The sequence below is a fragment of the Martinezella rhizogenes genome, assembly GCF_007002745.1.
Taxonomy (GTDB): domain Bacteria; phylum Pseudomonadota; class Alphaproteobacteria; order Rhizobiales; family Rhizobiaceae; genus Agrobacterium; species Agrobacterium cucumeris.
In genome coordinates this window covers 1-12,000 of the sequence record NZ_SGNY01000009.1, presented here as the reverse complement: position 1 = coordinate 12,000, position 12,000 = coordinate 1, and the positions used below count along the sequence as shown (strand labels likewise).

Annotated in this window: 10 protein-coding genes; 7 read left to right on the top strand and 3 right to left on the bottom strand. The window is 59.4% G+C overall.

Features of this window, described 5'->3' with window-relative positions:
- Positions 1–73 precede the first annotated feature (73 nt).
- Together EXN68_RS21830 and EXN68_RS21825 are read left to right on the top strand one after the other, a co-directional pair.
- Entirely contained in the window at positions 74–640 is a 567-nt protein-coding gene (locus tag EXN68_RS21830) for a DJ-1/PfpI family protein (protein ID WP_161991443.1), read from the top strand.
- 70 nt (positions 641–710) lie between these two features.
- Positions 711–1,061: a ribbon-helix-helix domain-containing protein gene (locus EXN68_RS21825; RefSeq protein WP_142842835.1), complete on the top strand. Its 351-nt coding sequence runs from the start codon at positions 711–713 to the stop codon at positions 1,059–1,061.
- Between the two features lie 154 nt (positions 1,062–1,215).
- On the opposite strand, the gene EXN68_RS21820 is transcribed toward EXN68_RS21825, so the two are convergent.
- From EXN68_RS21820 to EXN68_RS21810, 3 genes are all read right to left on the bottom strand, one after another.
- The gene (locus tag EXN68_RS21820) at positions 1,216–2,136 is read right to left on the bottom strand and encodes an ABC transporter permease (protein WP_142842834.1); all 921 of its coding nucleotides are present in this window, start codon (positions 2,134–2,136) and stop codon (positions 1,216–1,218) included.
- Complete coding sequence (locus EXN68_RS21815) at positions 2,129–3,139, bottom strand: ABC transporter permease (protein ID WP_142842833.1); 1,011 nt, start codon at positions 3,137–3,139, stop codon at positions 2,129–2,131. The genes EXN68_RS21820 and EXN68_RS21815 overlap by 8 nt, the downstream gene beginning before the upstream one ends.
- A 141-nt stretch (positions 3,140–3,280) precedes the next feature.
- Entirely contained in the window at positions 3,281–4,990 is a 1,710-nt protein-coding gene (locus EXN68_RS21810) for a peptide ABC transporter substrate-binding protein (protein ID WP_142842832.1), read from the bottom strand.
- Positions 4,991–5,295: 305 nt separating this feature from the next.
- Here EXN68_RS21810 and EXN68_RS21805 point away from each other — a divergent pair, with 305 nt between their 5' ends.
- From EXN68_RS21805 to EXN68_RS21785, 5 genes are all read left to right on the top strand, one after another.
- Positions 5,296–6,459: a M20 aminoacylase family protein gene (locus EXN68_RS21805; RefSeq protein WP_142842831.1), complete on the top strand. Its 1,164-nt coding sequence runs from the start codon at positions 5,296–5,298 to the stop codon at positions 6,457–6,459.
- Between the two features lie 48 nt (positions 6,460–6,507).
- Positions 6,508–8,358 (top strand): ABC transporter ATP-binding protein, encoded by a 1,851-nt coding sequence (locus EXN68_RS21800; RefSeq protein ID WP_142842830.1) that lies wholly within the window; start codon positions 6,508–6,510, stop codon positions 8,356–8,358.
- Between the two features lie 302 nt (positions 8,359–8,660).
- Positions 8,661–9,614 carry a sugar-binding transcriptional regulator gene (locus tag EXN68_RS21795; protein WP_142842829.1) on the top strand — a complete coding sequence of 318 codons (954 nt, stop codon included), beginning with the start codon at positions 8,661–8,663 and terminating at the stop codon, positions 9,612–9,614.
- Between the two features lie 144 nt (positions 9,615–9,758).
- Positions 9,759–11,072, top strand: coding sequence for an ABC transporter substrate-binding protein (locus tag EXN68_RS21790; RefSeq protein ID WP_142842828.1), 1,314 nt, complete (start codon positions 9,759–9,761; stop codon positions 11,070–11,072).
- Between the two features lie 166 nt (positions 11,073–11,238).
- On the top strand, positions 11,239–12,000 hold a 762-nt coding region (locus EXN68_RS21785), incomplete at its 3' end, for a carbohydrate ABC transporter permease (RefSeq protein ID WP_142842827.1).

Sequence of the window (12,000 nt, the reverse complement as noted above, 5' to 3'; positions counted from 1 at the left end):
ATTGCCATAATACCCGCGTCTCGATCCTGCCTGTTAGGGTGCTCAAAGGCATTCGAAAACGGGAGGAGCAGACATGCCGAAGAAGATTTTGATGATCACCGGCGATTTCGCCGAGGATTATGAGACCATGGTGCCGTTTCAGACGCTGCTTGCTGTCGGCCACACGGTGCATGCCGTCTGCCCCGGCAAGAAGGCGGGCCAGACCATTGCCACGGCCATCCACGATTTCGAGGGCGACCAGACCTATTCGGAAAAACGTGGCCATAATTTCGCGCTCAACGCCACCTTCGCCGATATCAAGGTTGCCGATTACGATGCGCTGGTCATTCCCGGCGGCCGCGCGCCGGAATATCTCCGCCTTAATGCGGATGTGCTGGCGGCGGTGAAACATTTCTTCGAGGCTGACAAGCCGGTGGCCGCCGTCTGCCATGGTGCGCAATTGCTGGCGGCGGCCGGTGTGCTCAAGGGCCGCACCTGCTCGGCCTATCCCGCCTGCCGTCCCGAGGTCGAGCTGGCGGGCGGCACCTATGCCGATATCGCCATCGATGCGGCCGTTACCGACGGCAAGCTGGTGACGGCGCCCGCATGGCCGGCCCATCCGGCCTGGCTTTCGCAATTCATGGCCGTGCTTAGCAAATAAGACCGGCGAAACGGGGCTTTTTCCGGCCCCGTTTTCCGCCTATCTTTCAGGCGTGGTGAGGGAGGAAACCATGTGCAAGCTTTTCATCAAGGCAGACCCCACGCTTTGGGAAAGCCATACGCGGTCACTCAGGATCGACGGCATGGTCACAAGTGTGCGGCTTGAGAACTTCTTCTGGACGACGCTGGACGAGATCGCGCGCCGCGATGGCATGAACAGCGTGCAGCTCATCGCCAAGCTTTATAATGAATCGATTGATGCCGGGCACGATCTCGGCAATTTCACATCGTTCCTGCGGGTCTGTTGCGGGCGGTATCTCGCACTGCAGCTTTCCGGCGATATTCCCGCGCGGATGGATATTCCGATTGCGGCGCTGGATGCGGACAGCATTCTCGATGCGGAGAAGGTGAATTACCATTAGGTGGTAACTTTGGGCTCGATAGTGGATCAACTTGCACCCGACGTCATCCTCGGGTTTAACCCGAGGAACCACAGTCACGCGCGGCAATGGATCCTCGGGTCAAGCCCGAGGATGACGGTGGAGAGGTTCTTGTGACGCAGGGAACGGCGTCTCCTCAGCTCTTCAGCGCCCTTGGATCCAGCGCATCACGCACCGCATCGCCGATATAATTGACGCTCAGAACAGTCAGTGAAATCGCCAGCCCCGGCCATAACACACGCGACGGTGTCAGTTGCAGGAAGTTGGCGCCATCAAACAGCAGACGTCCCCAGGTCGGAAAGTCGGAGGGGAAGCCGAGACCGAGGAAGGAGAGCGCCGATTCCGTGATGATGGCGGCGGCAATGCCGAGGGTGGCAGAGACCATGATCGAACTCAGCACATTCGGCAGGATGTGCCTCAGGATGATGCGATATTCGCGCATGCCGCTCGATTTCGCCGCCATGATGAATTCCTGGCTTTTGATCGTCAGCACATCGCCGCGCACGATACGGGCGGTGTGCATCCAGCTGGTTATTCCGATCACGAAGACAATCAGGATGAAGATGCCGGTTTCCGGACCGAATGCCGCGCGCAACGTATCGCGAAACAGCATCAGGATGACGAGCAGCAGCGGCAGAAGTGGCAGGGCGAGGAACAGGTCGGTCAGCCGCATCAGCGGACCGTCGAGCCTGCGGAAATAACCTGACAGCACCCCCACCAGCGTGCCGAGAAACAGCGCCAGCAGCATGGCGGTGATGCCGACGGCAAGTGAGATGCGCCCACCAGCCAGAACCTGCGCCAGCATGTCCTTGCCGAGATTATCGGTGCCGAAGGGATGGGCCAGGGATGGCCACTGGTTGCGTTCCTTCACGTTGATGGCGTTCGGCGCGACGGTGTGGATATAGGGGCCGACATAGACCGCAAGCAGGATGAAGACGAAGACGAAGAGCCCTGCCACGCCGCCCTTGTGAACGCGGAACTGTTTCCAGATATCGGCAAGGGCGGATTGCGTGGGGGTGGCCGCAACCGTCGGCGCTGCAATGGTGGCGTCAGTCATAGCGGATCCTCGGGTCGAGAATGCCGTACAGCACGTCGGCAATCAGGTTGAAGAGCACGATCAGCACCGCGAAAATGAAGGTCAGCGTCTGCACCAGCGGAATATCCGCGCCCTGAACCGCTGTTATCAGCAATTGGCCAAGCCCGTTCACGCGAAAAATCTGCTCGGTGATGATGGCGCCGGAAAAGATGGTCGGCACGCCGAGTGCAATCACGGTCACAACAGGGATCAGGCTGTTGCGCAGCACGTGGACGAGCAGGACGGATTTTTCCTTCACGCCCTTGGCGCGTGCCGTGCGCACATAATCCTGATGCAGATTGTCCAGCATGGAGGCGCGCACGAAGCGGCTGATCTGCGAGACATTGTAGAGCGTCAGCACCAGCACCGGCAGGAACATCTGCTTCACCTGCGCCACGAAGCTTGCCCAGTCCGAGACCCTCAGATTGGTGTCGTAAACGGAAGGGAACCATTGCAGATAGGAGCTGAAGATGACGACCAGCAGCACGCCGGTGAAGAAGGTCGGAACCGAATAACCGACCATGGAAATGAAGGTGCCGATCTGGTCGAAGATCGAATATTGCTTGTAGGCGGAGATGACGCCGATCGGGATCGCCAGCAGCGCGCCGAAGAGATAGGCGAGGCCCACCACCCACAGCGTCTGCGGCATGCGCTGAATGACGAGATCGACCACCGGGCTGCGGGTGGCCCAGGAAAGAACCCGCATACGGCTGCCATCGCCGATCTGCCAGCCGGTCAGCTTTTCGAAGAGGTTCAAAGGTTCGTTGATGAAGAACTGTTGCAGCCACATCAGGTAACGGATGAAGAAGGGTTGGTCGAGGCCAAGCGAGGCGCGGATCTGCTCGCGCACTTCAGGCGGAATGGTCAGCGGCAGGTCGCCGGTCGGGTCGTTGGGCGCAAGATCGAGCAGCGCGAAGATGACGAAGCTGATGACGAGCAACGTCGGTACGGCAAAGGCAAGCCGCCGGAGCGTAAAGGCAAACATCTGAAACTCTCCAGACCCAGAGCGCGACAGCACGAAAATTGGGAGCATCTTCGCCGTGACGCTGCAAATGTGTCTTCAGAACATGGTCCAGGGGGCATGCAAAAGGCCGGCCCCTTGTCGGGGAGCCGGCGCATCTGCGTGTTACTTTTTGCGGGACCAGTCCGCGACGTTCCAGAGTTCCGAATCCCAGGCATTCATGCGAACGCCTTCCAGCGTCAGCGAATGTGAGGAAACGTTGCCGCGGTGGATGAGCGGAATATGCGCGCCTTCTTCCGTCAGCATGTCGTTCAGCTGCTTGGCGATTTCCCCGCGCTTGGCAAAGTCCGTGGTCTTGGAAAGGACGCCCACCAGCTTGTCGAATTCCGGGTTGCAATAACGCGGAACATTCTGTCCCTGCCAGCCGTTGGCCGGGGCAGGGATCTTGTCGCACAGCCATTCCGCCAGATATTTTTCCGGATCGGTGCCGTCGAAATTGTTGGTGTACATTTCAACGTCGGCATAAAATTTCTGGAAGGTATCCGGGCTTGCCGGGTCGCCGCCGAAGAACACCGAGGCGCTGACATTGCGAAGTTCAGCCGCAACGCCGATCTGCGACCACATGTCTTTCACCAGTTCCTGCGCCGCCTGGCGAACGGAGTTGGTGGAGGTCTGGTAGAGGAAGGACAGCTTCACGCCGTTCTTGGCGCGGATGCCGTCTGATCCCTTCACCCAGCCTGCATCATCCAGCAGCTTGTTTGCACCTTCCACATCCTGCTTCAGGCACCAGCTGTCGTTTTTCGTCGAAGCGACGGCCTCAGGTGCTGGCACGATGTTGCAGGTCGGCTTGCCCGCCTCGCCATAACCCGTCTCGTCGATAATGTCGCGATCAATGGCGAGCGAGAGCGCCCGGCGCACGGCCGGATCGGAAAGCGCCGGGTGCGGCCCGCCCTCCTTGGTGGAGCGCTTGTCACCCAGGGCGGGATCGGGATTGTACCAATTGAGATTGATGCGCTCGACCTGCGTGCCGAAGGCGGTTTCCAGCTTGCCCTTGCCGGCCGCCACCATGGTGGCGAGGATTTCCGGCTCCACCTGCATGTTCCATGCGTAGTCGAATTCGCCCGTTTCAAGAACGGCACGCGCAGCGGAAGCCGCATCGCCGCCGCCTTTCAGGGTCACTGTGGCGAAGGCGGGCTTGGCGGGGTCGCGATAATTGGTGTTGGCGACGAAGCTGATCACGTCATTCGGTTTGAAATCCTTGACCACGAAGGGGCCGGTGCCAATGGGGCCGAAATTGGCGGATGTGCAGCCGGGTGCGGCAGCGCCGACGCAGTTTTCGAACTGCTTCTTCTGGATGACCGGCGACTGTGCGCCGACGAATGCGGAATAGGGGTAAGGTTTTGGTTCGGTGAAGCTGATCTTGACGGTGTGGGCGTCGACGGCCTCGACGTTTTTCACGCCTTCATATTGTGCCGCCTGCGCGCAGCCACCGTCCGGTGCGGTGCAATATTTCCAGGTGAAAACCACATCGTCAGCGGTGAGCGGCGTGCCGTCAGACCATTTGACATCGCTTTTCAGCTTCCAGGTCATGCTGAGCAGGTCTTTTGCTACGCCGCCATTATCGACGGTCGGGATCTCGCTCACCAGCATCGGCACCAGCTCGCCCTTTTCGTCGTAGCGCGCCAGCGGCTCAATCACCATGGACGAGCTGTAGACTTCCTTCGTGCCAGCGGAAAGGTAAGGATTAAGTGTCGATACGGCCTGCCAGAACAGGATTTTCAGTTCGCCGTCACTGCCGCGCTCGGCATGGGCGACAGTGCCTGCGAGGGCCATGGCCGCCACCGTGCTGGCAAAGAGAACGCTGCGCTTCTTCATCGTGTTTTTCCCCTTTTTAGATTTTATCTATTTGAATGTTTGACGCTTTTCCCGTCGTCATGTGCAAGGTCTATTGTTTGTAAGTATTTGACTTTGCTAAGGAATACTCCTCCATTCCGGATGATGCTATTGTCAGTTTTTTTGAAAATCAAGCCCCAAACTCTTATTGATGAACAAAATTTGAGCCATTCGCCTTTTGGCCTATTTTTCGCTCATGCAGCAAAATTCAGACTTGCAAAAGTAGAAATTCCAAACGCAATATGGCTCCCGACAACCCGGCGGGGAACAAAAAAGGAAAACTGGGAATGCCGATATTGAACCGTGTGGCCGAGATGCAGGAAGATGTTGCCGGCTGGAGGCGCCACCTGCACGAGACGCCGGAGCTGCTTTACGACGTCTTCGAAACATCGAAGTTCGTGGCCGAGAAACTAACGTCTTTCGGCTGTGACATCGTTGAGACCGGCATTGGCAAGACCGGCGTGGTGGGCATTATCAAGGGTCGGCACGGCGATGGCCCGACCATCGGTTTCCGCTCCGACATGGATGCCCTGCCGATCCTCGAGACCAGCGGCAAGCCCTGGGCTTCCAAGGTTCCCGGCAAGGCCCATTCCTGCGGCCATGACGGGCACACCGCCATGCTTCTTGGCGCGGCGCAATATCTGGCCGAGACCCGCAATTTCAAGGGTTCCGTGGCCGTGATCTTCCAGCCCGCCGAAGAGGGCGGGGCGGGGGCACTTGCCATGCTGAATGATGGCATGATGGAGAAATTCGGCATTTCCCAGGTCTATGGCATGCATAATGAGCCGGGCATTCCCGTCGGCCAGTTCGCCATCCGCAAGGGCTCGACCATGGCGGCGGCGGATAGTTTCGAGATCGTCATCACCGGCAAGGGCAGCCATGCGGCCGCACCGCATCTTTCCATCGATCCGGTGCTGACCTCGGCGCATATCATCATCGCCCTGCAATCCATCGTCTCGCGGGAGACGGACCCGCTGAAATCGCTCGTCGTCACCGTCGCCACCACCCATGGCGGCACAGCCGTCAATGTCATTCCCGGCTCGGTGACGCTAACCGGCACGGTGCGCACACTGCTGCCGGAAACCCGTGATTTCGCCGAAAAACGCCTGAAGGAAGTGGCGACCGCCACGGCCATGGCGCATGGCGCCACCGTTGAGGTGAAATACCACCGCGGCTATCCGGTCACCTTCAACCACAGTGATGAGACGGAATTTGCGACCGGCGTGGCGATGGGCGTGGCTGGCGCCAACGCCGTCAACACCAATCCCAGCCCGCATATGGGTGCGGAAGATTTCTCCTACATGCTGGAAGCCCGCCCCGGCGCCTTCATCTTCATCGGCAATGGCGATACCGCCGGGCTGCACAACGCCGCCTATGATTTCAACGATGATGCGCTGCCCTACGGCATCAGCTACTGGGTTTCGATGGCCGAAAAGGCACTTGCTGCGTAAGACATCCGGCGGCCGTCATGGCCGCCTTCTGCTTTTCAGGAGATCGGCATGCTTTTGGCGGCGACATCAATGGAACAGACCGGCGGTTCAGTCAGCCCGGTTTTATCGGTTCAGAATCTCACCACATCCTTCCGCGTCGACGGCGGCTGGAAATCCGTGGTCCGCAATATGAGTTTCGAGATCGCGCCGCACGAAACGGTGGCGATCGTCGGTGAGAGCGGCTCGGGCAAAAGCGTCACCTCGCTCTCAATCATGCGCCTGCTCGATAAAAAGACGAGCCGCATCGAAGGCAAGGTCATGCTCGGCGGGCGCGACCTGCTGGCGCTGCCGGAAGAGGAGATGCGCAAGGTTCGCGGAAAAGACATTTCGATGATCTTCCAGGAGCCGATGACCAGCCTCAATCCGATCTTCCCGATCGGCAAGCAGATCGCCGAAGCGTTGACCGTGCATCAGGATATTTCTTCGTCTGCCGCCAAGGCTGAGGTCATCCGCCTGCTGGAGAAGGTGCGCATTCCCAATGCGAAGAACCGTTTCGACGATTATCCGCACCAGTTTTCAGGCGGTATGCGCCAGCGCGTGATGATCGCCATGGCGCTCGCCTCCAAACCGAAGCTGCTGATCGCCGACGAGCCGACAACGGCGCTCGACGTGACCATCCAGGGCCAGATTCTCGACCTCATCAAGCAATTGCAGGAAGAGGAGGGCATGTCGGTCCTGTTCATCACCCATGATATGGGCGTGGTGGCGGAAGTGGCTGACCGTACTATCGTCATGTTCCGTGGTGATGTCGTGGAAACCGGCACCACCGACGATATCTTCCACCGCGGCCATCATCCCTATACGCGTGCTTTGCTCTCGGCGGTGCCGAAGCTCGGCTCCATGAAGGAAAGGGCGCTGCCGGCGCGTTTCCCGATCATCGATATCAAGACCGGCGAGAGCCAGCCTGTGGTCGAGGTCAAGGATACTGTTTCCGGCGGCCGCACGCCAATTCTCTCGGTCAAGGACCTGACGACCCGTTTCGATATCCGCTCCGGTCTTTTCGGCCGTAAATCCGGCGCCGTGCATGCGGTGGAAAAGGTCTCCTTCGATCTGGCTGAGGGCGAAACGCTGTCGCTGGTCGGTGAATCCGGTTGCGGCAAATCCACGACGGGGCGGTCGATCACCCGGCTGATCGAACCGACATCCGGCAATGTCATGCTTGACGGTTACGAGGTGCTGAAGCTCGACAAGACGACGCTGCGCACCATGCGCCGCAGCGTGCAGATGATCTTTCAGGACCCCTTCGCCTCGCTCGATCCGCGCATGAGCATCGGCACGGCGATCATGGAACCCTTTATCGAGCATAAACTTGGACCCAAGCCGCAGGCGCGCGAAAAGGCGGCGGACCTGATGGAAAAGGTTGGTCTCAACCCGGATATGATGCGGCGTTTCCCGCATGAGTTCTCCGGCGGCCAGCGCCAACGTATCGCCATTGCCCGTTCGCTGATGCTCGATCCCAAGGTCATCGTTGCCGATGAGGCTGTCTCGGCGCTTGATGTCTCGATCAAGGCGCAGGTCTGCAACCTGCTGCTCGACCTGCAACAAAGCCTCAACCTCGCCTTCCTTTTCATCTCCCATGACATGGCGGTCGTCGAGCGCGTCAGCCATCGTGTCGCGGTGATGTATCTTGGCGAGATCGTCGAAATCGGCCCGCGTGCTGCTGTCTTCGACAATCCGCAGCACCCCTATACGAAAAAATTGATGTCGGCCGTTCCCGTGCCGGACCCGGCGCGACGGCAGATCCGTCGCAACATGGCGACCGACGAGATAAAAAGCCCGATCCGCCCGGTGGATTACGTGCCGCCGCAGCGGCGTTACCGGGAGGTTTCGGCGGGGCATCTGGTGCAGGAAGCGGCTTGATCAAAACGTGCTAGAGTGTGTGATAGGCAATGGAACGATCGAGTGCCGCATGTTTCTTCTCCCCGCCGGGGAGAAGTCCGCGGCAGCGGGATGAGGGGGAAAGGTTAGAGATAAACCGAGAGCTTGCCCCCTCATCCGACCCTTCGGGCCACCTTCTCCCCGGCGGGGAGAAGAAACGCGCCGCACCGCTACGCCAGATGATTTTACGCCCGCCGCACGCTCCCTTGCTCATCCCACCGTTTGACAGCCGCCGCAAAAAAATGCCAGCAAATGCTCAAGCATAATTCTGAGAGGGCAGCGGCATGGCCAGACGAAACGACGCACATGGACGGCTGGACGATGCGGCCCGCGCCGGCTGGCTTTATTATGTCGCGGGGCGCACGCAGGATGAGATCGCCGCTGCCATGAGCATCTCCCGGCAGTCGGCGCAGCGGCTGGTGTCGCTGGCCGTCGCCGAGCGGCTGATCAAGGTCCGGCTTGATCACCCCATTGCCGCCTGTCTGGAAAAAGCCGAACGGCTGAAAGAGAAATTCGACCTCAGATATATCGAGGTGGTGCCGAGCGATCCGGCCGGCGTTTCCTCGACCGTTGGCATTGCCGAGGCCGGCGCGGCGGAGATCGAGCGCTGGCTGAAAAATGCCGATCCCATCGTGCTCGCCATCGGCACCGGCCGTACCTTGAAGGCCGCCGTGGACCAGTTGCCGCCGATGGAGTGCCCGCAGCATCGCATCGTGTCGCTGACAGGCAATATCGGGCCGGATGGCTCGGCGGCCTATTATAACGTCATCTTCAGCATGGCCGATGCCATCAAGGCGCGGCATTTTCCGATGCCGCTGCCGGTTCTGTGCTCGTCGGCTGAGGAGCGGGAACTGCTGCACGACCAGTCCATGGTGCGCTCCACGCTGGCGCTGGGGTCCGCCGCCAATGTCACCTTCGTTGGCGTTGGCGAACTCGGGGAAAACGCGCCGCTCTGCGTTGATGGTTTCCTCGGTGTGGATGAGATGAAGGCCCTTATGGCCAGCGGTGCGGTCGGCGAGATTTGCGGCTGGATGTATGATGCCAATGGCCACATTCTCGAGCACTCCGTCAACGAGCGCGTTGCCTCCGTTCCCATTCCGTCACGAGAGACCTGCACCGTCATCGGCATGGCGCAGGGGGCGCGCAAGAATGCGTCGATTCTGGCGGCTTTGCGGGGCGGTCTGCTGAACGGTCTCATCACCGATGAAGCGACGGGTGAATATTTGCTCACTCATTGAGCAAAAATTAATTCAACAAAATCAGATATTTGATTTTTCCATGTGCGTCGCAGCACAGGATGTCGCTTGACTTTTTCGGCTTGCGAGTGAGTAAATGCCCCAGAGCAAAGCGAATGCTCATCATTTTTCTTCTGGGAGGAAGATATGACACTGAAGACCATTTTGCTGGGCGCATGCTCGGCCCTCGCCTTTACCACCCTTGCTTCCGCCGAAACGCTGACCATCGCCACCGTCAACAACGGCGATATGATCCGTATGCAGGGGCTGACCTCCGACTTCACGGCAAAGAACCCGGACATCAAGGTCGAATGGGTAACGCTTGAGGAAAACGTCCTGCGCGAGCGCGTGACGACCGACATCGCCACCAATGGCGGCCAATACGACATCATGACCATCGGCAACTATGAAGTGCCGATCTGGGCCAAGCAGGGTTGGCTGCTGCCGCTCGAAAAGCTCGGCGACAAATACGATGTCGATGACATCCTGCCGGCCATCCGTGGCGGCCTTTCCGCCGAGGGCAAGCTTTACGCAGCACCCTTCTACGGCGAATCCGCCATGATCATGTATCGCAAGGACCTGTTTGAAAAAGCCGGCCTGAAGATGCCTGAAAACCCGACCTGGGAATTCATCGGTGACGCCGCCCGCAAGATTACCGACCGCAAGGCCGATATCAACGGCATGTGCCTGCGCGGCAAGGCCGGCTGGGGCGAGAACATGGCGTTTATCAGCGCGCTCACCAACTCCTTCGGTGGCCGCTGGTTCGATGAAAACTGGAAACCGCAGTTCGATCAGCCGGAGTGGAAAAGCTCCCTGCAGTTTTATGTTGATCTGATGAAGGACGCCGGTCCGTCGGGCGCCTCTTCCAACGGCTTCAACGAAAACCTGACGCTGTTCCAGCAGGGCAAATGCGGCATGTGGATCGATGCGACGGTCGCTGCCTCCTTCGTGTCAAACCCGAAGGATTCGACCGTTGCCGACAAGGTCGGTTATGCGCTCTTCCCGACGCATGGCGAACTGAAGAACCACGGCAACTGGTTGTGGTCCTGGAACCTTGCCATCCCGAAGAGCTCGCAGAAGGCGGAAGCTGCCGAAAAGTTCATCGCCTGGGCAACAAGCAAGGACTACACCACGCTCGTCGCTTCCAAGGAAGGCTGGGCAAACGTGCCTCCGGGAACCCGCACCTCGCTTTACAAGAACGCCGATTATGAAAAGGCCGCCGCCTTCGCCAAGCCGACGCTTGCCGCCATGGATGCTGCCGATATTACCAAGCCGACTGTAAAGCCCGTGCCTTACACCGGCGGTCAGTTTGTGGCGATCCCTGAATTCCAGGCGCTCGGCACCACTGTTGGTCAGCTGTTCTCGGCGGTCGTTGCCGGTCAGTCCAGCGTTGATGATGCGCTTGCGGGCGCCCAGTCGACTGCGACGCGTGAAATGACCCGCGCCGGTTACATCAAGTAATCCTCCCGAAGATCGCTGTCCGGCTCCCGTGCCGGGCAGCGAACACTCCGGGTCGGAAGCCGCCAGGCGGCTCTAATGCCTTTCAAATCAAAACAAGAATGAGCCGGTTCTTCCGGATATGCCGGGCGCATGTCGTGACGCCTGTACCCAAGGGGAGGTGAGTGCAATGGCAACTCGAAACACGAGCGGTCTGGCGCGGGTGATGCTTGCGCCATCGGTGCTGTTATTGCTGGTATGGATGATCGTGCCCCTGGCGATGACGCTGTGGTTCTCGTTCCAGAACTACAATCTCCTCAACCCGGCCAATGTCAGCTTTGCGGGTCTCTTCAATTACCAGTATTTCTACACCGACCCGGCCTTCTTCCAGTCAATCTGGAACACGCTTTTGATCGTCGGCGGCGTGCTTGCGATCACCGTCATCGGCGGCATCGCCATTGCGCTCCTGCTCGACAATGACATTTTCGGCCAGGGCATCGTGCGCATCATGATCATCTCGCCGTTCTTCGTCATGCCGCCGGTGGCCGCATTGGTGTGGAAGAACATGATCATGCATCCCGGTTACGGCGTGCTTGCCGATCTCTCACGCTTCCTCGGTCTGCAGCCGGTCGACTGGTTTGCGCAGTTTCCGCTGCTCTCCATCATCATCATCGTCGCCTGGCAATGGCTGCCGTTTGCGACGCTGATCCTCTTGACCGCGCTGCAATCGCTCGATGGCGAGCAGAAGGAAGCCGCCGAGATGGATGGCGCCAACTTCGTCAACCGCTTCATCCATCTGACCCTGCCGCATCTGTCGCGCGCCATCACCGTCGTCATCCTGATCCAGACGATCTTCCTGCTCGGCGTCTACGCGGAAATCCTCGTCACCACCAATGGCGGACCGGGTTATGCCTCCACCAACCTCGCCTTCCTCATCTATCGCACCGCACTT

Coding starts and splice junctions, on each gene's coding strand:
- EXN68_RS21830 (WP_161991443.1), top strand. CDS start 74: ATGCCGAAGAAGATTTTGATGATCACCGGCGATTTCGCCGAGGATTAT.
- EXN68_RS21825 (WP_142842835.1), top strand. CDS start 711: ATGTGCAAGCTTTTCATCAAGGCAGACCCCACGCTTTGGGAAAGCCAT.
- EXN68_RS21820 (WP_142842834.1), bottom strand. CDS start 2,136: ATGACTGACGCCACCATTGCAGCGCCGACGGTTGCGGCCACCCCCACG.
- EXN68_RS21815 (WP_142842833.1), bottom strand. CDS start 3,139: ATGTTTGCCTTTACGCTCCGGCGGCTTGCCTTTGCCGTACCGACGTTG.
- EXN68_RS21810 (WP_142842832.1), bottom strand. CDS start 4,990: ATGAAGAAGCGCAGCGTTCTCTTTGCCAGCACGGTGGCGGCCATGGCC.
- EXN68_RS21805 (WP_142842831.1), top strand. CDS start 5,296: ATGCCGATATTGAACCGTGTGGCCGAGATGCAGGAAGATGTTGCCGGC.
- EXN68_RS21800 (WP_142842830.1), top strand. CDS start 6,508: ATGCTTTTGGCGGCGACATCAATGGAACAGACCGGCGGTTCAGTCAGC.
- EXN68_RS21795 (WP_142842829.1), top strand. CDS start 8,661: ATGGCCAGACGAAACGACGCACATGGACGGCTGGACGATGCGGCCCGC.
- EXN68_RS21790 (WP_142842828.1), top strand. CDS start 9,759: ATGACACTGAAGACCATTTTGCTGGGCGCATGCTCGGCCCTCGCCTTT.